The sequence below is a fragment of the Corallococcus sp. AB045 genome, from assembly GCF_003668895.1.
In the GTDB taxonomy this organism is placed as follows: Bacteria; Myxococcota; Myxococcia; order Myxococcales; family Myxococcaceae; genus Corallococcus; species Corallococcus coralloides.
This window is the reverse complement of record NZ_RAWN01000048.1, coordinates 1-24,445: the sequence shown is the minus strand read 5'-3', so window position 1 is coordinate 24,445 and position 24,445 is coordinate 1. Positions and strand designations below refer to the sequence as shown.

At 69.9% G+C, this 24,445-nt stretch carries 10 protein-coding genes; 8 read left to right on the top strand and 2 right to left on the bottom strand.

Features of this window, described 5'->3' with window-relative positions:
• Window positions 1-62: 62 nt before the first annotated feature.
• The 8 genes from cglE to D7Y21_RS14175 all read left to right on the top strand — a co-directional run bounded on the left by cglE (window position 63) and on the right by D7Y21_RS14175 (window position 20,284).
• Entirely contained in the window at window positions 63-701 is a 639-nt protein-coding gene (gene cglE / locus D7Y21_RS14205; RefSeq protein ID WP_120618596.1) for an adventurous gliding motility protein CglE, read from the top strand.
• Window positions 702-735: 34 nt separating this feature from the next.
• The gene (locus D7Y21_RS42215) at window positions 736-933 is read left to right on the top strand and encodes a hypothetical protein (protein WP_370038597.1); all 198 of its coding nucleotides are present in this window, start codon (window positions 736-738) and stop codon (window positions 931-933) included.
• Window positions 900-2,615 (top strand): DEAD/DEAH box helicase, encoded by a 1,716-nt coding sequence (locus tag D7Y21_RS14200; protein ID WP_199735420.1) that lies wholly within the window; start codon window positions 900-902, stop codon window positions 2,613-2,615. The genes D7Y21_RS42215 and D7Y21_RS14200 overlap by 34 nt, the downstream gene beginning before the upstream one ends.
• Window positions 2,616-2,721: 106 nt before the next feature.
• Window positions 2,722-14,997 carry a tetratricopeptide repeat protein gene (locus tag D7Y21_RS14195; protein WP_121713769.1) on the top strand — a complete coding sequence of 4,092 codons (12,276 nt, stop codon included), beginning with the start codon at window positions 2,722-2,724 and terminating at the stop codon, window positions 14,995-14,997.
• Between the two features lie 136 nt (window positions 14,998-15,133).
• On the top strand, window positions 15,134-17,245 hold the full coding sequence (gene gltJ / locus D7Y21_RS14190; protein ID WP_121713767.1) for an adventurous gliding motility protein GltJ: 2,112 nt from the start codon (window positions 15,134-15,136) through the stop codon (window positions 17,243-17,245).
• Window positions 17,246-17,471: 226 nt separating this feature from the next.
• Entirely contained in the window at window positions 17,472-18,371 is a 900-nt protein-coding gene (locus D7Y21_RS14185; RefSeq protein WP_233612097.1) for a hypothetical protein, read from the top strand.
• A gap of 227 nt (window positions 18,372-18,598) precedes the next feature.
• The gene (locus tag D7Y21_RS14180) at window positions 18,599-19,081 is read left to right on the top strand and encodes a toxin-antitoxin system YwqK family antitoxin (protein ID WP_121713763.1); all 483 of its coding nucleotides are present in this window, start codon (window positions 18,599-18,601) and stop codon (window positions 19,079-19,081) included.
• Between the two features lie 102 nt (window positions 19,082-19,183).
• Window positions 19,184-20,284, top strand: a complete 1,101-nt coding sequence (locus D7Y21_RS14175; protein WP_199735419.1) for a TIGR04552 family protein — start codon at window positions 19,184-19,186, stop codon at window positions 20,282-20,284.
• A 77-nt stretch (window positions 20,285-20,361) separates the two neighbouring features.
• On the opposite strand, the gene D7Y21_RS14170 is transcribed toward D7Y21_RS14175, so the two are convergent.
• Window positions 20,362-22,491: an Ig-like domain-containing protein gene (locus D7Y21_RS14170; RefSeq protein WP_121713760.1), complete on the bottom strand. Its 2,130-nt coding sequence runs from the start codon at window positions 22,489-22,491 to the stop codon at window positions 20,362-20,364.
• A gap of 167 nt (window positions 22,492-22,658) precedes the next feature.
• Window positions 22,659-24,305, bottom strand: a complete 1,647-nt coding sequence (gene ffh, locus D7Y21_RS14165; protein WP_121713758.1) for a signal recognition particle protein — start codon at window positions 24,303-24,305, stop codon at window positions 22,659-22,661.
• Window positions 24,306-24,445: the final 140 nt, after the last annotated feature.

Below are 24,445 nucleotides of genomic sequence, written 5' to 3'. Positions count from 1 at the left end.
CCGCTTCTTCACTTCAACCTCCCGCCCCCGCGGGAGGACTGCCCCCCACCAGGCTGCCCTCCATGCAGAAAGTCCTTGCTCCTCTTGCCCTGAGCGCCGCGCTCCTCCTTCCCGCGATGGCGGGCGCCCAGGACACCCCCAGCGCCGGTTCCGCGATGCAGGACCGGCCCGCGGTGACCTTCAACGAGGTCGAGCGCGGTGTGTACTTCGGCGTGTATGGCGGGCCGTCGTGGATCGCCAACCCGCCCGCGGACACCGGCCCGCGGCCCTTCTCCTCGGGCCAGATGGCCCAGGTGGAGCTGGGCGTGGACCTGGGCGAGCGCCTGTCCCTGGGCGTTTTCTTCATGGGCTCCGCCAACCGCGCGGGCGCGGAATACGTCGGCTACTCGCAGGGCGCCGCGTCCGGTGACTTCACCATGCTGGTGCCCGGCGCCGTCCTGCGCGCCCGTCTGGTGGGCTTCGCCGACAGCCAGGAGGTCAAGCGCACCTGGATCTACGCCCGTGCCGGCGTGGGCTACGCGATGTTCTCTCCCAAGAAGCTCCTCCCTGATTCCGACATTCTTGTGTTTGCCGGGCCCGGAGTGGAGTACTACACGCGGCTGCGCCACTTCTCGGTGGGGCTGGAGGTCGTGGGGAACTACCTCGCCTCCAAGGGCGCCTTCGGGTTCGCGGTGGCGCCCAACATTCGCTACGCGTTCTAGCGGGAGATTCACGTGGCTCAGGAGAATGGAAGCGGTGGATCGCGTCCGGGTGGACGCGGTCCGAACGGGGGCGCGCCGGGCCAGGGGCCCCGTCGTGACGGACCGGGAGGCTTCGGCGGTCGTGGCGGTCCTGGCGGTGGCCGGGGTGAAGGGCGCGGCCGGGGTGAAGGCCGTGGCCGTGATCGCGACGCCGGCCCGGTGGGGCCCGGCCAGCGCGTCATCGCCGAGCTGAGCGTCCTGGAGAAGGCGCTCTCCAAGAACGACTTCGGGGCGGAGAAGGGTCCGCTGGAGGCCATCGTCCGCTCGCTGCGGACCATGAACCTCAAGTCGCTGGAGGACCTGGACCTCAACACGCGTGGCCGCCTCATCACCACGCTCCTGCGCGTGCAGCGCCAGTCCAAGCCGGCCCTGCCGGAAGCGGGCGCGGAAGCCGCGGCGCCGGAAGCAGGCGCCACCACCGAAGCCGCGCCCGAGGAGGCTCCGGCCTCCGAGGCTGCTGCTCCGGCCGAGGGTGCCGCGCCGGCTGAAGGGAGCGCGCCCGCCGAGGCCGCCCCCGCGAAGCCGGCCGTGGACCCCGCGAAGGAGAAGTTCGACGGCTGGGTGGACGTGATGTCGCTGGTGGGTCGTGTCTGGCGCGCCGCGGGCGACGCGGACCGTTCCCAGGCGGCCTTCGCGCTCAGCGGCCGTGAGCCGACGCCGGAGCCCGCGGCCGCGGCCCGTGAGGAGCGCGCCGAGCGTCCTCCGCGCGGTGACCGTCCGGAGCGCGGCGAGCGCCGGGACCGGGGTGAGCGCGGGGAGCGTCCTCCTCGCGGTGAGCGTCCGGAGCGCGGCGCGGCCGGTGAGCGGCGCGAGCGTCCTGCCCGGGGCGAGCGCCCCGAGCGTGGCGAGCGTCCTCCGCGCGGTGAGCGCCCCGAGCGCGCGCCGATGCCGGAGCTGACGGGCGACTGGAAGGAGCAGGCGACCCAGCTGGAAGGCATGGGCCGCACGCGCGACGCGGCGCGCCTGCACGAGCGCAATAACGGCTTCGCGGATGCCACCCGGCTGTTCGAGGCGGGCGGTGACCTGAAGAGCGCGCTGCGCACGGCGCTGTCCGGCCAGGACAACGACGCGGTCCGCCGCCTCGTGGGCACGCTGCCCCCGGAGCAGATCGGCCCCACGCTGGAGAAGGCCGGCGCGTACGAGCTGCTCATGGAGCACTACGTCGCCAAGGCCGACTTCGAGAACGTCGCCCGCCTCTACGAGCGCGCGCGGCAGTTCGACCAGGCGGGCCTCGCGTACGAGCGCGCGAACAAGCTGACCCTGGCGCGCAAGGCGTACGAGCGCGCCCGGGACCTGGTCAGCGCCAACCGCATCCGGGGCCTGGAGGTGAAGGCCCTGGTGGATCGCGGCGACCGTCTGGGCGCGGCGACCCTGCTGGTGGCCGTGGGCCAGCGGCGCGAGGCGGTGGAGGTGCTGAGCCCCCTGCCTCCTCCGAAGGCGTTCCACTTCATGCAGCGGCTCACCCTGGAGGACGAGGCCAAGGAGCTCGCGAAGCGCGAGCTGGCCCGCGCCGAACAGGAGCAGAAGCCCGCCGGCCGCGCCCGGTGGCTGGAGCTGCTGGGTGACATCACCGCCGCCGCGGAGACGTGGACGCAGGCGGGCCGCAAGGACAAGGCGCTGCCCCTCTACGAGAAGCTCGGTGGGGAGCACCTGCCCCGCGCCGCGCAGCTCGCGGAGGAGCTGCAGCAGCGTGACAAGGCCATCGCCCTGTACACGCAGCTCAACGACAGCGCCGGCCTGGAGCGCGCGAAGGCCCTCCCCGAGGCCCCCGCGACGCCCCCCGCGGACAGCCAGCAGGACGCCGCTGACGACGCCGAATCCGCGGCGTCGCCGACGGAAAATGCTTCCTCGGCTGGCGAGCAAGAAAGCCAATAATTCCCGCCGGTTGACGGGTTTTGCATGATTGCCCGGGGGCGCCCGCGGCCGGTACACTCCGGCCGCTGGCGCCCTCGTTTCATTCCCCCTTTGGCCAACGAGCATCATGGAACAGCCTTCCACCCCTGCGCGTCCCACGCTGCGTGTGACCGATGACCGCTCCTTCGTTGAAACCGAAGCGGCCCTGGAGAAGACGGGCCGGGTCGAGGAGCTGATCCGCCTGTACGAGGGGCGCTCGCGGGATGTTCCCACGGAGGAGGCGGCGAGCCTCCTGTGCCGCGCGGCGGAGCTGGCCCACGAGCGTCAGCGCAACGCGCCGCGCGCGGAGGACCTGCTCAAGCGCGCGCTGTTGGTCGCGAAGGACCCGATGCCCGCGCTGCGCGGTCTCAAGCGACTGCATGAGATCCGCCAGGACTCGTCGTCGTTGGTGGACGTGCTGGAGCGGCTGGGCGCCGCGACGCAGGGCGAGGAGAGCGCGGGCCACTACCTGAAGGCCGCGGACCTCTACGAGCAGAAGCTCTTCCGGCGCGACCGCGCGGTGCTGTGCCTGCAGCGCGCGGCGCGGGTGAAGCCGGACCGCGCGACGTTCCGGCGCGTGCGCCAGCTGCTCCTGTCCGAGGAGCGTTTCCAGCCGGCGTTCGAGGCGCTGCAGCGCGAGCGCGCCGCGCTGGGCGACGCGGGCATGGCGGAGGAGTACGCCGCGCTCGCGGAGCGGCTGGTGGACGACCCCACCGAGCACACGCTGGCGCAGCAGGTGCTGGACGTGGCGCGGGAGCTGGATCCGCAGAACGCGCGCGCGGACAAGGCCGCCCGCGCGATGCAGCGCTTCGAGCAGGTGTGGCGCGACAAGGTCCGCATGCTGCGCGGCATGTCGCTGGAGGAGCGCGACCGCAAGAGCGCCGCGCGCCTGTCGCTGCTCGTGGCGAAGCTGTTCGCCTGGTACGACCCGGGCTCCGCCAGCAAGGTGAAGGAGGCGTTGGACCGCTGCTTCCTCCTGTGGCCGGGCATGCCGGAAGCGCTCACGCTCATCGAACGGATGGCGGGGCGCGCGGGCGATTACGGACCGGCGCTCGCGCAGCTGGAGGCGATGGCGGGCGAGGCGCGCGACCGCACGGCGCAGGTGGACCTGTGGCTGCGCGTGGGCACGGTGAAGCTGGGCCGGATGAACGACGCGGCCGGAGCGCTGGCCGCCTTCGAGAAGGCCGTGGCGGCGGATGCGTCGCGCGCGGACGCGGCAAGCCTGGCGGCGGAGCTGATGCTGGGCCAGGAGCGCTACGCGGACGCGGTGGCCACGCTGGAGCGCTACCTGGGCACGGTGAAGGACCGCTCGCAGCAGGCCAGCCTGCGTCTGCGCCTGGCGGACCTGTGCATGCAGCAGTTGCAGGACGCGGACGCGGCGCGCGCGCACCTGGAGGCGGCGCTCAAGCTGGAGCCCACCAACGCGCTCGCGGCCTTCCAGCTGTCGCGCCTGCTGGCGGAGGACGAGAAGCTGGACGAGGTGCTGCCGCTCCTGGAGCTGGCCATGCTCGCCCCGCGTCCGCGCGCCGAGCGCGTGGCGTTCTGTGAAGCGCTGGCGCTGATGTTCGAGGAGCAGGAGAACGAGCGAGGCGCCTTCGAGGTGCTGGCGCGCGCGCTGGAGCTGGAGCCGGGGCGGCCGCTCCTGCTCAACACGGTGGTGGAGCACGCGGAGAAGGCCAACGCGCAGCCGGCGCTGGCGCACGCGCTCTTGCGCGCGGCGCAGGGGGCGACGCCTCCGGCCGTGGCGGTGGCGCTGTGGCGGCACCTGGCTCAGCTGCTCCAGGGCCCGCTGGCGGACCCCGTGCGGGCGGAAGCGGCATGGCGCGAGGTGCTCGCGCGCGCGCCGGGCGACACCGTGGCGAGCGAGGCGGTGAAGTCGCTGCAGGCGGCCGCGGCGCTGGCGGATGATCCGAAGACGCGGCTGGAGACGGACATCGCCCGGCGCGAGGCGGCGGGTGCCTCGCCCGTGGAGCTGGAGCCGCTCGTGCGTCAGTGGGTGCAGCTGGCACCCGAGGACACGCAGGCGGTGCAGCGGCTCCAGGCGCTGTGCGTGGCGCTGTCGAAGTTCGAGGAGGCGGCGGCGCTGGCGGGGAAGCTGGCGACGCTCTCCGAGACGCAGCTGGAGCGCAACGAGTGGACCGCGCGGCAGGCGAAGCTGTACGCGGAGCGGCTGAACCGCCAGGAGGACGCGGCGGACCTGTTCCTCGCGCTGCTGGCGGAGAACGTGTCCACGGGTGTGGTGGTGGGCGGCCTGGAGCGGCTGGCGGCCGGAGGCGTGCGCACGGCCGCGCTGACCGAGGCCCTGGCGAACCACTACGGCCGCACGGGCGACCATCAGCGGCAGGTGGCGGCGCTCCAGCAGCAGCTGGACTCCACGACGGACGCGCCCACGCGCAAGCGGTTGCTGACGGTGCTGGCCAGCATCCACGAGAAGCAGCTCGCGGACAGCCGCGCGGCGTTCGACACGCGGCTGCGCATGGTGCGCGAGGAGCCGAAGGACGAGGCGGGACGCGCGGAGACGGCGCGCCTGGCGCGCGACCTGTCCGCGCACGCGGAGCTGGGCCGGGTGCTGCGCACGCTCGCCACGGAGTCCGAGGACCCCGTCCTCGCCGTGCAGCTGCTCTCCGAGGCGTCGGTGCTGGCGGAGGAGGGCGGGATGGCGGCGGAGGCCATCACCGCGCTGGAGGCCGCGCTGTCGCGCTCGCCCGAGTCGCCGCAGGTGCTCCAGCGCCTCGTGCGGCTGTACGGGCGCGCGGGCCGCTCCGCGGACGCGGAGACGCTGCTGCGCAAGCGCATCCACGCCACGCGCGGGCCGGAGCGGTTGGAGCTGCTCCTGCGGCTCGTGGACCTGAACGTGGAGCTGGGCCGTCCGCAGCAGGCCGCCGAAGCGCTCCAGTCCGCCATCACGCATGGTGGCGAGGAGGGCCGGCACCTGTCGCGCCTCGCGGAGCTCTACGAGAAGGCCGGCATGCAGCGCGAGCTGGGGGACACCCTGGCGCGGATGATCGGCCTGGCGGAGACGGCCGGTGACGCGGACCACGTGTCGCGGCTGAAGCTGCGCCGCGCGCAGCTGCTGCAGGGCTCGCAGGACGGCAGCGCGGAGGCGGTGCAGAGCTACGCGGACCTGCTGCGGCAGCGTCCGTCGGATCCGGACGCGCTCTCGGCGCTGGAGGCGATGCTGGCCTCGGGCCCGTCGCGCGAGGCGGCGGCGCGCGCGCTGATTCCGGCGTACGAGCGCACGAAGGAACACCGCAAGCTGGTGGCGACGCTGGACGTGCTCTCGGAGGTGGCTCGCGACGACGCCGGGCGGGTGCAGGCGCTGCGTCACGCGGCCCAGGTGCACCTGGCGCACCTGCGGCAGCCGGAGCTGGCGTTCGCGTCGCTCGCGAGGGCGATGCGCCTGGCCCCGGCGGACGCGGGTCTCCGGGCCGCCGCGCGTCAGGCCGCGGAGGACGCGGACGCGCTCGACAGCTTCGCGGAGATCCTCTCCGAGCTGACGGAGGAGGGCGACGTGGGCCCCGCGCGCGCGGCGCTGCTGCGCGAGCTGGCGGAGGTGCAGGAGAAGAAGCTCGACGACCGGCCCGGCGCGGTGAAGGCGCTGCGCGCGCTGTTGGAGCTGGAGCCGGGCAACCTCGACAGCCTGCGGGCGTTGCAGCGGTTGCACCGTGCGGGCGAGGAGTGGGCGGCGCTGGCGGAGGTGCTGGAGAAGCTGGCGGCGGCCATCCAGGAGCCCGCGGATCAGCTCGTGTGCCTGCGCGAGGCCGCGCTGCTGCACGAGGCGAAGCTCACCGACAAGGAGAGCGCGGCGTCCGCGTGGCGCGCCATCGCGGAGCGAGACCCGGCGCAGCGCGAGGCCGCCACGGCGCTGGACCGCCTCTACACGGACCTCAACCGCCCCAAGGACCTGGCGTGGACGCTCACGCTGCGGCGCAACCAGGAGGGCCAGAGCCCGCAGGGGCGTGAGGTGTCCTTCCGCCTGGCGGAGCTGCTGCGCACGGTGCTGGACGACGCCAACGCGGCGCTGGGCCTCTACAAGCGCATCCTCACCGAGGACCCCGGCCACCCGGGCGCGAGGGCCGCGCTGGAGGCCTGGGTGAAGGCGTCCGTGCCCATGAGCGGCGCGGCGTTGGAGGTGCTGGACAAGGTGCTCGCGCAGGTGGGCGACCATGCCCGCCGCGTGGCGCTGCGCGAGACGCGGATGGAGTCCGCGCTCACGGTGGAGAAGATCATCCTCGCCGGGGAGGTCCGCCGCATCTTCGAGCGCGACATGCAGCAGCCGTCGCTCGCGTTCATGGCGGCGGTGAAGGCGTTCGCCAACGACCTGGACCGCGAAGGCGTGCGTCCGGACCTGGAGCGGCTGGCCCGCGACACGGGCAGCCACGAGGTGCTGGCGGAGATCTACGAGAGCACCGCGGTGGAGCTCACCGCGGGAGACCCGGCGACGCTGGACCTGCTGCGCCGCGCGGCGGAGCTGCGTGAGAGCCTGGATCAGCCCGAGGAGGCCACGCGCCTCTGGAAGAACCTGCTGGCGGACGCGCCGCAGGACCGCCAGGCGCTGGAGGCGCTGTCCCAGCTCTACGAGAAGGGCCAGAACGCCAAGAGCCTGTCGGAGGTCTACGCGCGCCAGGCGCAGCTCTCCACCGACCCGGAGGCGCGGCTGGGCCTGCTGCTCAAGGCCGGTGAGGCCTACGCGAGCGCGGGCGAGGACGCGAAGGCCATCGAGGTGCTGCGCTCCGCGCTGGCGAACCGCAAGGTGCCCGAGGGGCTGCTGGCGCTCGACAAGCTGTACGCGAAGACGCGCCACTTCGTGGAGCAGGCGGACGTGTTGGATCAGCTCGCGGAGCTCGCGCCGGACGAGCCCGGGCGCCGCGCGTACCTGCTGCGCCGCGCGCAGTTGCTGGAGAAGGAAGTCGGCCCCACGGAGGCGCTGCCGGTGTACCGCCGGCTGCTGGAGCTGTCGCCGGGCGATGGCCAGGTGGTGGCGGGCCTGGAGCGCCTGCTCGCGCACGACGGCCCCCGCCTGGAGGCGGCGCGGTTGCTGGAGCCCGTCTACCGCGGCCTCAACGACACGCGGAAGCTGGTGGACGTGTTGGAGGTGCTCCTGCCGGGAGTTCCGCCGGAGAAGCGCCTGGAGCGGCTGCAGGAGATCGCCGTCCTGCGCGAGGGCCTGGGCCAGACGTCGCTGGCCTTCGTCGCGCGCCTGCGCGCGTTCAACGAGCTGCCCGCGGAAGCCGGCGTGCGCGACGAGCTGGAGCGGCTCGCGGCGGACTCGGGCTCCTTCGAGGAGGTGGCGGCGGCCTACGAGGATCAGCTGGAGCGCGACCCCGCGGAGCCCCTGGCGGGCGACCTGTGGCGGCGGCTGGCGGCCATCTACGACAACCGCCTGAAGCGCTACGACCTGGCGGTGCGCGCGCTGGAGCAGGTGAGCCGGCGCGACCCGATGAACAAGCCGGTGCTGGAGGCCATCGCCCGCGTGCACCGCCGCACGGGCGCGCACCGGGAGCTGGCGCTCGTCATGCGCCGGCAGGTGGCGGCGGAGACGAGTCCGTCCTCGCAGATCAACCTGCTCTTCGAGCTGGCGCACCTGGCCGAGGAGACGCTGGCGGACAAGTCGCTGGCGGCGCAGACGTACCGCGAGGTGCTGGAGCGCCGGCCGGAGAACGCCAACGCGCTGAAGCTCCTGGGCCGCGTGCTCGCGGACATGGAGCGCTGGGCGGAGCTCGCGCAGCACGTCGAGCGCGAAATCCAGATGGCGGACGCGCGGGACGCGCAGGAAGAGGCGTCCGACCTGCGCGTGCGTCTGGGCCGGCTGAAGGTGTCGCGCCTGGATGATCCGCGCGGCGCGCTGGAGCTGTACCAGGCGGTGCTCGCGCGGCGCGCGGGACACCCGGGCGCGGTGGGCGCGCTGGAGGAGCTGGCGCGTTCGGAGAGCCCGCTGCGAGGCGCGGCGGCGAGCGCCCTGGAGCCCATCTTCGCTTCGGTGGGCAACCACCTGAAGCAGGTGGAGATGCTGGAGTCGCGCGCCTCCGCGGAGGCCGTGCCGCAGGAGCGGGCCGCGCTGCTGCGCCGCATCGCGGAGATCTACGCCACCGCGCTGGAGAACGCGGAGATGGGGTTCCTCTCCGCCACGCGTGCGCTGCGCGAGCTGCCGGAGGATCCGCGCTCGCTGGAGCTGTGCATCCAGCTGGTGGACAAGGCGGAGGCGCCCGAGGAGCTGTGCGCGGTGCTGACCGAGGTGGCCCCCAAGGCCAGCGACGCGGCCCGCGCGGAGCTGTACCGCGCGCTCGCCCGGATGCAGGTGGACCTGGGTGAGCCGACGGAAGCGCTCCAGTCGTGGAAGCGCGTGCTGGAGCTCAAGCCCACGGACACCGAGGCATTGGACGGTACCGCGCGGCTGGTGGCCTCGACGGGCCGTCCCTCGGAGCTGCTGGAGGTGCTGCGCCGTCAGCTCGCGCTGTCGGAGGAGCCGGCGCGCCGCGCGGCGGTGCTCCACCAGATTGGCGCGTTGCAGGAGGAGCAGCTCAAGGATCCGCTGGGCGCGCTGGCCACGTTCCGGCGGCTCCTGGAGCTGCAGCCGGATGACGCGGTCGCGCTCGCGCGCATGGACAGCCTCTGCCAGAAGCAGGAGCGCTGGCCGGAGCTCGCGGACGTCCTCGCGCGGCGCATCGCGCTGATGCCGCCGGAGGAGGGCCTGGAGCTGAAGTTCCGCCTGGGGACGGTGCGCGAGTCCAAGCTGCTCGACAAGGCGGGCGCGCTGTCGCTGTTCGGCGAGGTGCTGTCCATGCAGCCCAACCACCCGGGCGCGGTGGGCCGCATGGAAGCCATCGTGGCGCGCGAGCCGCAGAACCTGCTCGCGGTGGAGACGCTGCTGCGCGCCTTCCGCGCGAGCGGTGACGTCATGCGGCTGGCGCAGCTGATTGAGACGCGCGTGGGCGTGTCGCCGGACGCCATCGAGCGCAAGCAGCTGCTCGGTGAGCTGGCCACGCTGCGCGAGACGCAGGGCGAAAGCGAGCTGGCCTTCCTCGCGCTCTACCGCGGCTTCAAGGAAGACCCGAACGACAGCGAGGTCCGCCGCCGCCTGGAGAACGCCACCGACGTCGCGGGCAGCTACGACGAGCTCGTGGTGCTCTACGAGGAGGCCCTGCCGCGCATCGCCGAGGCCGCCGACGCGGCCCAGGTGTGCCTCAAGCTGGGCCAGGTGCTGGAGACGCGCCTGCGCGACCCGGACCGCGCGGTGTCCTACTTCGAGCGTGCGCGCACGCTGCACGCGTCGGTGCAGCAGAGCTCGCTCGTCGCCTTGGACCGGCTCTACCTGCACCTGGAGGCGTGGCCGGAGCTGGCCGGTGTGCTGGAGGCGCTGGCCACCGGCGCGACCCAGCCGGCGGACAAGATTGGCTTCCTCTTCCGCCTGGGGCAGCTCTACCAGGAGCGGATGGACAGCCCGGACCGCGCCGCGGGGGCCTATGAGGCCATCCTCGCGTTGGATCCGTCGCACCTCGCCTCGGCGCGGCTGTTGGAGGGCATCTACGAGGGCGCGGGCGCGTCCGAGAAGCTCTACGCCATCCTGAAGCTCCAGGCGGACAAGGTCTCCGGCAGCGAGCGGGACCGCGTCCTGGGCAAGATGGCGCAGGTGTCGGCCGAGGGGCTTTCGGACCTGGGCCGCTCCATCGACCTGTACTGCGAGCTGCTGGCGAAGAACCCGCGCAACGAGCAGGTCTTCAACGCGCTGGAGTCGCTGTACGAGCGCGCGGGCCGTCCGCAGGAGCTGCGCGAGATGCTCGAGGGCCGCCTGGCCATCACGCTGGATCCGCGTGAGGTGGTGCGCCTCAACGAGCGCCTGGGCCGCGTGGTGTACCGCCTGCTCAAGCAGCCGGAAGCGGCGGTGCCGTACTTCAAGGCGGCGCTGGACCGCGACGCGCGTCACCGTGGCGTGCTGGACACGCTGCGCGAGCTGTACGACGAGACGGGCCAGCGAGAGGAGCTGGTGGGTATCCTGCGCCGCCTCATCCCGCTGCAGGACAGCAGCGACGGCGTGAAGGCGCTCCGCCTGCGGATGGCGGAGGTGCTCGCGGGCATGGGCCGGCGCGAGGAGTCGCTGGACGCGGCCCGCCGCGCGCTGGAGGTGGAGCCGCACTCTGTCTCCGACCTGGAGCGCGTGTACGCGCTGTCCGTGTCGCTGCGCGCGTGGAACGACGCGGTGCGCGCCCTGGAGCTCAAGGTCCAGGTGCACCTGGTGGCCGAAGAGCGCGACCCGGCCATCGCCGCGTACTTCACGGTCGCGGACCTGTGGGAAGGGCAGGGCGGAAAGCCGGAGCTGTCCGCCGGCGCGCTGGAGAAGGTGCTGGAGCTCGACCCCGCCAACCGCACCGCCTACGAGCGCGTGTGCACGCTGTACCGCGCGAACAACGACTGGCGCGCGTACGCCACGGTGATGGACCGCTACATGCCCCACCTCGTCACGGACGAGGAGAAGATGGCGGCGCTGCGGGAGATCGCCCGGGTGCAGGAGGAGCGCCTGGGCCAGAAGGACGTGGCCTTCCTGGCGCTCTGCCGCGCGCTGCAACTGGACGCGGCCGAGGATGCGCTGCGCGAAGAGGTGGAGCGCCTCGCGGACGAGACGGGCAGCCACGAGGAGCTGGCGGCGGTCTACGAGGAGGTCGCGGACGAACTGCCCCGTGGCCCGCTCGCGGAGCGCATCTACGCCACGCTCGCGCGCATCCACGACTCGCGGCTGGATGATCCGCAGGCGGCGGAGGCCGCGTTCCGGAAGATCCTGGAGTTCGACCCCACCAATGCCACCGCGCTGGACGGGCTGGCGGCGGTGTTCCAGCGGCGTGGCCGCGACCGCGAGTACGTCGTCGCGCTGGAGCAGAAGCTGGAGGCGGCGGGCTCCATCGAGGCGCGCAAGGGCATCCTCAAGGAGATCGCCCGCGTCTGGGACGAGACGCTGGACGACCCCACGGAGGCGGCCAGCGCCCTGTTGCGCGCGCTGGAGCTGGAGCCGGACCTGGAGACGCTCGGCGTCCTCACGAAGCTCTACCGTCGCGGGAATGCGTTCCGTGACGTGGCCACCACGCTGCTGCGGGCCCGCGACCTCGCGGCGTCCAACGAGGAGCGTGCGCGCATCCAGGTGGAGGTTGCGACCGTCTACGAGCGCGACCTGAAGGACGACGAGTCCGCGGTCTCCGCGTTCCGCATGGCGCTGGAGTTCGACCCCTACAACCGCGAGGCGCTGGAGGCGCTGGAGCGGCTGCACACGCGGTTGGATCAGCCGGCGGACCTGCTCGCCATCTACGAGCGGATGCTGGAGCTGTCGCAGGACTACCGCGAGAAGGTCCGCGTCCTCTTCCGCAGCGCGACCATCTGGGAGGACACGTACCAGAACCCGGCCAACGCCGACGCGTGCGTGGAGGGCGTGCTCTCCATCGACCCGCAGAACGTGTCGGCCATCAAGTCGCTCATCCGGCTGCGCCGCGCGCAGTCCCGGTGGGAGGACCTCCTCCTCGCGTACGAGCGGCAGCTCGCGCTCGCCACCAGCCCGCAGGAGCAGGCGGAGCTGTACGTGGAGATGGGCAACGTCCAGTACCAGAACCTCAAGGCCGTGGACCGCGCGGTGAACAGCTACCACGCGGCGCTCGCCACGGACCCCGAGTCCCGTCAGGCGCTGCACGCCCTGGGCAACCTCTACGAGCGCAGCGGCAACTGGCCCTTCGCGCTGGAGATGCTCCAGAAGGAAGCGCAGGTCGTGGGCAGCGACCCGGCGGCGGTGGAGCTGTGGCATCGCCTGGGGAAGATCAACGAGGACATGCTCTCGGACATGGCGAGCGCGCGGAACGCGTACCAGCAGGCGCTCGCCATCGACCCGGGCCACCTGCCCACCATCCGCGCCCTCAAGGGCATCCAGGAGCAGGAGCAGGACTGGAGCGGCTACGAGCAGACGCTGCTGCAGGAGGCGCAGCAGACGGATGATCCAGCCGCCAAGGGCAAGGCCCTGTTGGACGTCGCGCGCTACCACGCGGAGACGCGCGAGGACCGTGACACGGCCACGCCCTATTGGGAGGAGACGCTCAAGCACATCCCGGACAGCCTGGAGGCGGCGCGCCCGCTGGCGGACGTCTACATCGCGAGAGAGGACTGGTCGTCCGCGGAGCGGATGCTGGACATCGTCACGCGCAAGATGGCGGAGAAGGCCATGGCGGAGAAGGACCCCGCCATCGCGCAGGACCTCTGCCGCCAGCTCTACCGGCTGGGCTACGTGGCGGAGAAGCTGGGCCGCCGCGACAAGGCCCTGTCCTCGTACGAGAAGGCCTATGGCCTGGACGCCACGTACCTGCCCTCGCTCGAGGGCTACGGCAACCTGCTGGTGCAGGCGAAGCGGTACGAGGACGCGCTCAAGGTCTTCCAGACCATCCTCATCCACCACCGCGAGGAGCTGACGGACCTGGAGGTCGTGGAGGTCTACTGGCAGCTGGGTGACGTGCACGCCGCGCTCGGCCAGACGGACCGCGCACAGAACCACTTCGAGAAGGCGCTCGCCATCGACCCGCAGCACGAGCAGACGCTGCGCGCGCTGGTGACGCTGATGGACAAGGCGGGCAACTACGACAAGTCCGCGGAGCTGCGCCAGGAACTCGTCAACAGCCTGGAGGGCGAGGCCAAGGTCAAGGTCTACCTGGAGCTGGGCCGCATCGCGCGCGACGAACTGCACGACCCGTACATGGCCATCGACGCGTTCACCGGCGCCCTCAAGACGCAGCCGGACGCGCCGGAGGTGATGGACGCGCTCTACCGGCTGCTGCGCGAGACGCGTCAGGGCCAGAAGGCCGCGGACGTGCTGGGCCGCATGCTGGCGCTGCCCGCGCTCGCCCTGGAGCCGCACAAGGCCAAGCGCGTGTGGTTCGCTCTCGGGGAGATCCGCCGGGACGAGCTGAAGGACGTGGAGGGCGCGACGCAGGCCTTCAACGCCGCGCTCGACCTGGACCACCGCTTCGTGGAGGCCTTCAGCGCGCTGGAGGCGATGCTCGGCGGCGCGCGTCAGTGGAAGGTGCTGGAGGAGAACTACACCCGCATGCTCGCGCGTCTGCCCAAGACGCCGGACACGCACCCCGCGCGCATGACGCTGTGGCGCGCGCTGGGCGACCTGTACCTCCAGGTGCTCAAGCATCCGGAAGGCGCGGTGGCCGCCTACGGCGTCGCGGCGAAGGGCCTGCCGGACGACGCCTCCATCCAGGAGATGTTCGCGGAGGTCGCGGGCCAGATGCCGGGCCGCGAGGAAGAGGCCATCGTGGCGCTGCGCCGCGCGCTGCCGAACACGGAGAACCCGCGCAAGGTGGTGGGCAACCTGGTGCGGCTGTCCGCGGTGCGCAAGGACTACGACGCCGCGTGGCTCGCCGCGCAGGCGGTGTCGGGCCTCTTGGGTGAGGCGGGCGAGGACGAGCAGGAGATCCTCACCAAGCTGGGGCCCTACGCGAAGAAGAAGGAACTGGCGCAGCGTCCGCTGACGGACCGGCTGTGGCAGACCGCGCTCTTCCACCCGAAGGTGCGCGGGCCGCTGTCGGAGCTGCTGGGCCTGCTCTTCGAGAAGGCGGGACACCTGTACTCGGTGCCCTTCCCGCAGTACCAGCTGGTGCCGAAGCGCCACCGCATCGACGTGGCGGCGGCGCAGGAGTACCACGTCAACCACTACCGCTACGTCGCGCGGCTCTTCGGCATGGAGGCGGTGGAGCTGTACTCGCCCTTCCTCGTGGCCACGCGTGAGCGGCTGGCGAAGCGCTCCAACGAACCGGCCCCCGAGCCGCTCGTGAACGTGGATCTGCTCCAGACGCATCCCGCGTGTGTGCGTGTGGGCGGCAAGTACTTCGCGGAGCAGGGGCAGAAGGAGGTGTACTACCTCCTGGGTCGTACCCTGGCCCTGGCCCGTCCGGAGCTGGCGTTCAGCCAGCGCGTCGCGCCCGAGCGGCTGGAGGCCGTGGTGCAGGCGGCGCTCAGCCTGGTGGTGGGCAACGTGCGCTACACGGTGGATCCGCGGCTGGTGGACGTGGAGCGGCAGCTGCTCCAGAAGAGCCTGAGCGAGCCGGACCGGGCCGCCCTGGCGAAGGTGGCGAGGGCCTACCTGCCCACGGCGACGCCGCAGGATGTGCGCACGTGGCTGGAGGGCGCGGAACTCACCGCGTCGCGCGCGGGCCTCTTCGCCGCGGGCGAGCTGGAGCCCGTGCGCCGTATGGTGCAGGGCGAGACGGGGTCCTCCTTCCGCGTCGCCCCGCGCACCAAGCTGCGGGAGTTGCTGGTGTTCGCGACCTCCGAGGACCTGCACGAGCTGCGTGTGGCCGTTGGCACACACGTCGAGGTCCAGGTGCGAAAGTAAGGCCCTCAGACCGCAACGAGGGTTCATGCGTTGAAAGCAGGCGGGCGTTCAAGGCAGGTGTCCTTGATCTCCGCCGGTGGCCACTTCTACGATTCGGACGGGATTTCGCCCGTCATTTCTGAGGCTTACGGGAACGATGCGTTTCGTCTGCGACAGCTGCCGCGCGCAGTACATGATCAGCGACGACAAGATTGGCCCCAAGGGGGTCAAGCTTCGTTGCAAGAAGTGCGGTCACACCATTCTGGTGAGGCCCGCCGGTGCATCGGCGGCGAAGGAGGGCGGAGCGGAGGCCTCCGCGTCTACCGAGACCAAGAGCAGCGCGGATGCGAACGCGCCCCGCATCGTGGAGTCGTCCGGCACGGGGCTGCCCGCCTCGCTGGGCACGCCGCCGGAGGGCGGCCTCTTCACGGACGTGGAAGAGGATGAGATCGGCGCGGTCTTCGACCAGGTCCTGAGCACGGGCTCGCAGAAGCTCAAGGCCGCGGAAGCGGAAGCGGAGGCCAAGGCCGCGAAGGCGGAGGCCGTGCGCAAGCTCGCCGAGGCCGAATCCGCCGAGCCGACCGCGGAGGAGAAGGCCGCCGCCGCGTCGCACGAGTGGTACGTCGCCATCGACGAGAAGCAGGTGGGCCCCTGGACGGTGGAGAAGGTGAAGGACGCCTGGGACCGTGGCGAGGTGGGCCCGGACAACCTCTGCTGGCGCTCGGGCTTCAGCGACTGGATTCCCCTGTCGGAGACGGCGGAGCTGGCGTCGGTGCTGGCGCCGCGCCCGGCCAAGCCGGTCATCGTCGCGCCCGCGCCAGTGTCCACGTCGTCGCCCACGCTTCCCGCCGGTCCGGTGGAGTCCGCCTTCAGCGCGGGCGCCTCCCGTCCTGGCTCGGGTGGCAACTCGGCCGTGGCCGAGGAGCCGGTGGGCTGGAAGCCCTCGGCCGCGAGCGTGCTGGCTTCGCTGGTGAAGGAGGAGAACGACGCCCTCAGCAAGCCGCCGCCGCGTCCGGCGCCGTCGCTGGAGCGCGAGCCGTTGTCACAGTCGCGCCTCCTGGACGTGCCCATGCCGCCGCCGGAGCCGGTGTCCTCCCCGGCGATGCCCGGCGCCATGATGGCCGCCGCGCCCCAGGCCTACGCGCCGCCGCAGCCGCAGGGCTATGCGCCGCAGCCGCCGGTGCAGCAGCAGTACGCGCCGCAGCAGCCCGCGGCCTATGCGCCGCAGCAGCCCCAGATGCCGTACGGGCAGCAGCCGCAAGGCTACCCGCCTCCGGGGTATCCGGCGGCCTATCCGCCGCCCGCGGCGGCACCGGCGGGCGGCAAGGGCCGCACGGGGATGATGGTCGCGGTGACGGCGGGTGTGCTGGTGATGGCGGGTGCAGCGGTCGTCTTCGTCGCGCGCGGCAATTCGTCCGAGCGTCCCGCGGAGCAGCCGGTCCAGGTCGCGGCCGCGCCGACTCCCAAGGCGGAGATGCCGCCCATGCCGCCGCCTCCCGCTGCGGTGCAGACGCCTCCTCCGGCGGCGGTGCAGCCCGCGGCGACGCCGACCCCTCCTGCCGGAACGCCTGCGGAAGGCACGGCGGCGACCGCTGCCGCGGGGACGCCTTCCGCCGCTGGCACTCCGGCCGCGCCCGCCGTGGCGGCGGCTCCGGCCGCCACGCCGACGCCTCCTCCGCCCACGGCGGAGGTGAAGCCTGCCTCCACGACGCCCAACATGGGGACGGCGGTGGCGCGCGTGGATTCGCGCAACCATCGCAAGTCGGGCTCCAGCGGCAGCCGAGGCTCCTCGCGGGATGAGGACGAGGGCGACGCGATCACCGTGTCGAAGCCTTCCGCTGCGTCGTCGTCTTCGTCATCGAGCTCCGGTGGCGGGGATGACGACTTCGACGAGCTGTTCGGCACGAAGAAGACGACGGCCGCGAAGCCCGCGAGCAAGCCGACGGCGACGGCGTACATCCCGCCCGAGCCGGGAGGCGGCACGCTGGATCGCCTGCAGCAGTCGGACATCATGCAGGTGGTGCTGAACAACAAGCCGGCCATCGTGAAGTGCGTGAACGAGCAGAAGCAGAAGGACCCGTCGCTCAGCGGCAAGCTGGTGATGCGCTGGACGGTCCAGACGAGCGGCAAGACGACCGGGGTGTCGTGCCGCACGGACGAGTTCCGCTCGAGCCACATGGCCACGTGCATCACGGGCCTTATCAAGAGCTGGTCGTTCCCGAAGCACCAGAAGCAGGGCGAGCCCATCGACTTCCCGTTCACGTTCTGAAATCCAGCAGCGACATCGCCGTCATGTATGACGGCGATGTCGCTGTGACGTGCGTCAGGATTGTGCGCTTTCGTGAACAGTGAATTTCCTCGGGTGGGAGCCGTGGAAAGGTCGGTCGACACTCGTTGACACGTCTGGAGCGAGAGGACTAAAGCCGCTCGACTTCAAACCCGGTGTCTGGAGTCAGGTGGCCGGAGACACCGGGCGACGTAACCCATCCAGGAGGATGTTCCGAATGCAGCTGCGCAAGATGATGGTGATGCTCGCCGCTTTGAGCTCGATGAGCCTGGCCCTGACGGCCTGTGGCGATGACGCGACGACGATTGATTCCTGTACGTCGGACACCGACTGCTCCTCCGGTTTCTGCAACACGGCCGCCAGCGTGTGCATGGAGACCTGCGAGAGCGCCGCTGACTGCCCGGACAGCGAGAAGGAATGCGCCGTGCTGGCCGGTTCGTCCAAGACGGAGAAGGTCTGCCAGTGCAAGACGAACCAGCTGTGCAACGATGGCGACTCCACGGACCTGGTCTGCGGCACCGTGTCCAAGCGCTGCGAGGAGCCCGGCTCCACCCCCGCGGCCTGCACCAAGGACGCTGACTGCGGCTCCGGCAACACCTGCAACACCGCCACGGGCGTGTGCAGCCCGGCCGCGACGACCTGCACCGGTGAGGGCCAGGCGGCTTGCGCGTACGGCTCGGCTTGCTACAGCGGAACCTGCTCGGCGCCCCCGACCCCGACCTGCGACAATTACACGGCCTTCCCCAAGAAGTCGTCGCTGGGGACTACGGGTCCGATCATTTTCAAGGTGGCGACGACGAGCGCGGAGCCGAACAGCGCCTTCTGCGCGAGCGCCGGAGCCAGCACCAAGCGCGTGAAGATCACCATCTCGGCGTATTCGGACACGGCATGGCCGGCTACGTCCGCTGAGCTTAACGGCTTCTTCTACGTCCTCGTCGCTGGAAACGAGCAGGCGCCTTCGATCAGCACTTCTGCTGGCAACTACACGGTCTCCGGTAAGCGCGCGGACATTGTTGCCAACCTCTGCGTGCTGCCGTCGTCGACCACGACTTCGCTTGGCTACTACTTCACGGGCGGCAACTTCGCCTGCCACCAGGCGAACTACTAAGGACCGGATCGAGGACTCCTGATGCTCAGGAGTTCCGAGCCACCGAGCCTATTGGAGCCCCGCCCAGGAATCATCGGGCGGGGCTCTTTGTGTTGTTTCTCTGCCACGGAACTTGAAGCTTTGGTGAAGCCGTCAAACGGCAGGAAGGGTCCATGAATTTCAGTCAGTCCTTCCCAGTCTTTTCAGGTGCGCGCACGGGCGTTCCGGCGACTTCAAAAGGAGACTCCATGCAGTCCAAGAAGCTGATGCGGATTTTCACTCTGGGCCTGGCTCTCGCATCCCCTATCTCCTTCGCGGGAGACGCCACGACTCAGTTGGTGTGTCCCGAGGGCACCAAGCAGTCCGGTTCCAAGGAAGAGGGGCTGTTCTGCCGCAAGCAGGAGCTGGCCGGGGGAAGCTTCGTGGCGAACGGCCCCTACCGTTCGTTCCACGCCAATGGAAAGAAGGCGGCAGTGGGGCAGTACTCGAATGGCTTCAAGACCGGCACCTGGTACTTCTACGATGAAGCCGGTAACCAATACGGCAAGACGGAGTTCCGCGAGAACAACTACCACGGCACTCGGACGCTCTACTTCGCCAGCGGCAAGCCCCACTTCATCGAGCAGTACCAGAATGGCCTGAAGGACGGCGTGGTGCAGGAAATGAGCGAGGACGGCAAGGTCGTCCGTGAGAGCCGCTTCGAGAAGGGCAAGGAAGTCGCCGCCAAGTAGCCAGGCGGACGTGGTCAGGAGGGCCCCAGCCTGCTTTCCAGGCCGGGGCCCTTCGCATTGCGGGGCTTTCCCTTGGGGCTCCAGCCAGATAGGAACAACGCTGTGAAGGCCCCCTCTCTCGTTCCAGTCCTTTCCGCTGTCCCTGTCTGCACGGTGCCGCAGATGGGCTTGCGTGAACTTGAGCGCATCCGGCTCATCCTGAGAGGTGGCTCGGTTATCGACTGGCGGCGCATGCACTTCCAGACTCGGGACGAGGTGGACCGGTTCCTGCGCCTCTGCCAGTTGGACGTGTCGCGGCCCTATGATGATGCCTGGGGCCGGACGGTGCTCGCCGATGCCGTCGAGTACCTGCGCAAGACCTTCGACTACCGGGTCGCGGACGCGGTGGCCCGGCCGGAAGAACTCCATGACCTCTTCCTCTTTGCCTCGGGGGCGAAGGGTCTTGCTCGCTACCGGCGGATCGCCTGCATCGTTCTGAAGGTGATGCACGTCATCCAGCACATCGAAGGGCGTGACCTTCTCTTCCGGCTGGCCGCCTCCGAGGCCGAACTGGCGGAGATGGTCACGGAGAAGGTGCTGGGCGTTGCTCGTGAGATGAAGGAGATGGGCTTGCCCATCGTGGAGTTCGCCCACTCCATCAAGACGCGGGACTCCCTGGTCACGAAGCTGATCGCGAAGAAGGAGACCGTGGCGGCGCAGGTCTATGACCGTACTCGGTTTCGCGTCATCACCCGCAAGCGGGAGGACCTGTTGCCGGTCCTCTACTTCCTGACGCAGCGCCTGTTTCCCTTCAACTTCGTCGTCCCGGGGCAGACGGAGAACACGCTGCTGCCGTTCAAGGGGCTGTTGGAGGAGAACCCTCACTTCGAGCAGTTCATCCCCCAGCTCCACCTGGACCGGGACTTCGAGGACCGCGAGGACCGAATGGGGAACGCCTTCTCTGGGGATTCCTACCGGGTCCTCAACTTCGTCGTGGACCTTCCACTCCGGATGGATCCCTACCTTCCTCCGCCTGAGAGTGATACCCGCCCCCGGAAGGGACGGGTCACCTTCGCGCTCGTTGAGTTCCAGATCGCGGACGAAGAAACAGCTCGCCGTAATGAACTCGGTGACAACGCTCATGAGAGCTACAAGCGAAGGCAGAAGCGCCGTGTCCTCAACCGCTTGAGTCGAGGGCTCGTTGTTCCCAAGCGTCAAGGGTGAGCAACTTCACGGGGATGAATGGTTTCGGCATCCCGTGCCACTCGCGCTTCGAGAAGCGCGAGTGTTCATGGTGGGCGTCAGTCGTTGAGCCTGAACGTGTATACGTTTGCTGACGACGAATCCTCTTCGACAAAGGAAATGAACGGGGTGCCCGCTGGGCTCAATGCCAGTGATGGAGATGTGGCGGGAGTGCTTGTTCCGGTCAAGGCAGTGAGCGGCGCGTTGACGGGCTGCCATTGATTGGAAATCCATCGGTTGATGAAGATGACTCTTTCCGATGCGACGATCCCGCTCCATGCAAGCGTATGGGGGACTCCTTTTGCCATGCTCATGACGGGCGTGATGTTGCCTGTCGTGGAAGTGCTGACGAGTGACGGAGTAGTCCATGCGTTGCCTTCCCAGCGCGCCCAATAGACCTGTCCATCGGACGTCGGCTGATCGGAAGGTGATTCGACCCAGGCAACCCAGGGGCGTCCGTTGCCATCGATGGATAGCGTCGGTGTCCATGCCAACGACCCCAGGAGCCGACCGCCTAGGGGCAACCCGTCATTCTCAACGACGGCGATTTCTCGAGTGCCATCACCTTCGCCGCTGTAGTTGAAAATGCTGTAAGCTGTGAAGGTTTGAGTTCCTGAAATCAAGGCGGTGGGAGCGTACGTTCGGGTGTATCCGCTGGGGATCGGCAATGTCGAAAGCGACCAGGAGGAAGCTCCCCCCGTGAGTCGATAGTGCCTGACCAAGCCTTCGCCCTCATTGCTGTAATTGGCATACAGGCTTAGCGTCCCTGTTTCCTCAAGGAGCAGGGTCGGCAAACGGAGGGAATCCGAGCCGGCATAATAGGGGAGGACGATAGAAGGCAGCGCCTCCCATGTGGTGCCATTCCATGCCCTGGAGAAAATGCTGTTGACTTTACCATCCCCCGAGGCTTCATGCCATGCGACAACGGGGCGGTTCGACTTGTTGATGATCAGCGTAGGGTGACCAGCGTCGGTTCCTGCCGCACCCAATCCATTCAGTGCGCCCCCCAGGAGGGTCCATTCGGCTCCTGTCCAGCGAGCCACATAGACGTTGCGGGCGACGCCATCACTTTCCGTCCAGGCAATGACGGGCTGATTTTCAAGGTCAAGCTTCAGAACGACTTCCTTGGCGGACGTCGCCCCGCTCACCGCGCTAAGGGCACCACCCAATGGCAGCCACGTTGGCACTGTGAAGGACCAAGCGGGGGCACTCACCAAGCTGTTTCCAGCCAAGTCTGTGATGACATTGGCTGCAGCAGCGAACTCGACCTGTACTGTGCTGGGCGCTGCCAGGGAGGTCGCTGGCGTCAGCGTCAGCGCCTTCCCATCGGCAGACAATGCTGAGGACTTGGAAATGGCTACTCCCGCTCCCGTCTTGAGCCCGACCGCCTCCTCCGTCACCGAGAGCGGATTCATGGGCTCACTGAAGGTGACCCGGACGGAGTCGTGGACGCCCATGGTCGCCGAGTCCTTGGCCGGAAGGAAGGACGCCACCGTGGGCGCCGTCCGGTCCACGATGACCGTCCTTGGTGCACTGGTGAAGACTGCTCCTCCGCGGGTCGCGCGGATGGACAGTTGGTATGTGCCCTCCGCCTCCGAGGTGGTGTCCCAGGTGAACGAATAGGGGCTCCCCGTGGGCTTCACGAGCACCGTGGCGTCCTTCAGGATCTCCACCTGCTCCGCCGCGCCTCCTTCCACCGTGAACTGCAGGAGCAGGGGGCCTCGCGTGTACGCCTTGCCGGGCGTGGGCACGACCCAGTTCACCACCAGGTCACCGGGCTTTCCGACCGTCACCGTCAGCGTGGCCTGCTTCGTGACCGAGCCGCTCTTGCCCTGGAGCGTCAGCGTGTAGGCCCCGGGCGCCGTGCCCGCTCCCACGCGAATGCTCAGGGTCGCTCGCGTCTCTCCCTTGGGCAGGGTGAACGGCTGAAGCTCGACGCCCGCAGGCGGGGACACGAGGCTCCAGGTGACCGCGCCTCCCGTGGATTCGGTCCAGGCGAGCCGGACGTCGCAGTCCAGGGTTCCTCCCGGGAGGACCTGCTCCTGGGCAGGAGTCGCCGTGAAGGTGAAGTCCGCGTCGGGGTCCGTCCGTGGGTCCTCCTTGGGCGGGTCATCCAGCGGGGGAACGTCGATGCATGCGGGGCTCAGGCCGATGCAACTCAACAGCAACAGGTGTTTCAGGTTGGGCATGGGGGCGCGTTCTGCAAGGTCGGGACCGGTCGGTCCCGAGCGAGAACACTGCCATGCCCGTCCGCGGAGCAGGACAGGCGTCCGGACCCGGAAACACGCCTGCCCGCCGCCCCCCGGACTTCGGGTGGGGACGCGCGGGCAGGTGAGGGACTCCAGAAGGCCGCGAGCTACTTCTTCTTGCGGTTCTTCTTCTTGTTCTCCTTCTCCTTCTTGCGCCGCTCCTTGATGGCGTCGCGGTCGTCCGGCTTGCTCACGGCCGGGGGCGCGTAGCCCATCAGGCGGGCCTTGGCCATCGCGGCCTGACCCATGGGCGGCGTGTAGCCCGGGGCGATCTGCGGCAGCTGCATGGGCATGCCCCCCATGCCTCCGCCCATCGCGGACATGGCCTTCTCCAGTGCCTTCGGGTCCTTCCCGAACATGCTGCCCAGGTCCATGTTCTTCATCTGGCCCAGCTGCCCCAGCTGCTTGAAGCCGGGGATGCGGCCCAGGAGGCCTGGGTTCTGGCCGATGGTGCCCATCACCTGCTGCATCATCCCGAACTTCTGCAGGAGCTCGCGCACCTCCTCCGGCTTGCGGCCACTGCCCTTGGAGATGCGGTTGATGCGGCTGCCGTTGATGAGGTCCGGACGCAGGCGCTCCTTCTGCGTCATCGAGTCGTACATCGCCTCGATCTTCGTGAGCTCCTTCTCGTCCGGGTTCAGGTGCTCGGTGAGGTCGCCGAAGAGGGGGAACTTCTCCAGCAGGTCCTTCAGCGGGCCCATCTTGCGGACCATGCGGATCTGCTCGACGAAGTCCTTCATCGAGAACTGGCCGGAGAGCAGCTTGCGCGCGTCGTCCTCGGCCTTCTTCTCGTCGACGACCTTCTCGAAGTCCTTCATCAGGCCGACGATGTCGCCGAAGCCCAGGATGCGGCCCGCGAGGCCCTCCGGACGGAACTCCTCCAGCTTGTCCATCGACTCGCCCATGCCGAGGAACTTGATGGGCTTGCCTGTCACTTCCTTGATGGACAGCGCCGCGCCGCCGCGCGCGTCACCGTCCAGCTTCGTCAGGATGAAGCCGTCCAGCGTCAGGCGCCGGTCGAACTCGGCCGCCGTGCGCACCGAGTCCTGGCCGATCATCGCGTCGCACACCAGCAGGATGGTGTCCGGCTGCACGTTGGACTTGATGGACTCCAGCTCCGTCATCAGCGTCTCGTCGATGGCGAGCCGGCCCGCCGTGTCGATGAGCACCACGTCGCACTTCTGCTCGCGCGCGGCCGCGTAGCCCCGCTTCGCCAGCTCGGGCGGCTGCACGCCGGGCTCGTGGTAGACGGGGACCTTCAGGCGCTCGCCCAGGACCTTGAGCTGATCCACGGCGGCCGGGCGGTAGATGTCCGCCGCGACCAGCAACGGCTTGCGCCCCTCCGCGAGGAGCCGGCTGGCGAGCTTGCCCGTGGTCGTCGTCTTACCGGAGCCCTGGAGGCCCACCATCATGATGCCGGACAGCTGGCCCTTGGGCTTCAGGTGGAGGCTCGTGTCCACCGGGCCCATCAGGGCCTCCAGCTCGTCGTGGCAGATCTTGATGAAGTGGTCCATCGCGCTGACCTTGCGCTTCTGGCCCCCCGCGTCCGTGACGGCTGTCTGCACCACCTCGCCCACCGCCTTCTCGCGGACGCGGGCGACGAACTTCTTCACCACGTCGAAGGCGACGTCGGCCTCCAGCAGGGAGACGCGGATGTCTCGCAGCGACTCGTCCACCAGCTCGGGGGTGAGTTCGCTCTTGCCGGCGAGGCGGTTCTTGGCGGCCCGGAAGCCCTTGGTGACGGTCTCAAGCATGGGGGGCGCTTTATAACAGCGTCCCGCCGGATGCGACGGTCACGGAAGCCCCGGTCGTCCAGCAGTGGAGGAATCGAGGGGCTTTCCCCACCACCCGGGATGCCACCACCCTCGATTCCTCCACTGCTGGACGACCGGGG

Excerpts from the sequence above, each read along its gene's own strand:
- cglE (WP_120618596.1), top strand. The coding sequence starts at position 63 with ATGCAGAAAGTCCTTGCTCCTCTTGCCCTGAGCGCCGCGCTCCTCCTT.
- D7Y21_RS14195 (WP_121713769.1), top strand. The coding sequence starts at position 2,722 with ATGGAACAGCCTTCCACCCCTGCGCGTCCCACGCTGCGTGTGACCGAT.
- gltJ (WP_121713767.1), top strand. The coding sequence starts at position 15,134 with ATGCGTTTCGTCTGCGACAGCTGCCGCGCGCAGTACATGATCAGCGAC.
- D7Y21_RS14185 (WP_233612097.1), top strand. The coding sequence starts at position 17,472 with ATGTTCCGAATGCAGCTGCGCAAGATGATGGTGATGCTCGCCGCTTTG.
- D7Y21_RS14180 (WP_121713763.1), top strand. The coding sequence starts at position 18,599 with ATGCAGTCCAAGAAGCTGATGCGGATTTTCACTCTGGGCCTGGCTCTC.
- D7Y21_RS14170 (WP_121713760.1), bottom strand. The coding sequence starts at position 22,491 with ATGCCCAACCTGAAACACCTGTTGCTGTTGAGTTGCATCGGCCTGAGC.
- ffh (WP_121713758.1), bottom strand. The coding sequence starts at position 24,305 with ATGCTTGAGACCGTCACCAAGGGCTTCCGGGCCGCCAAGAACCGCCTC.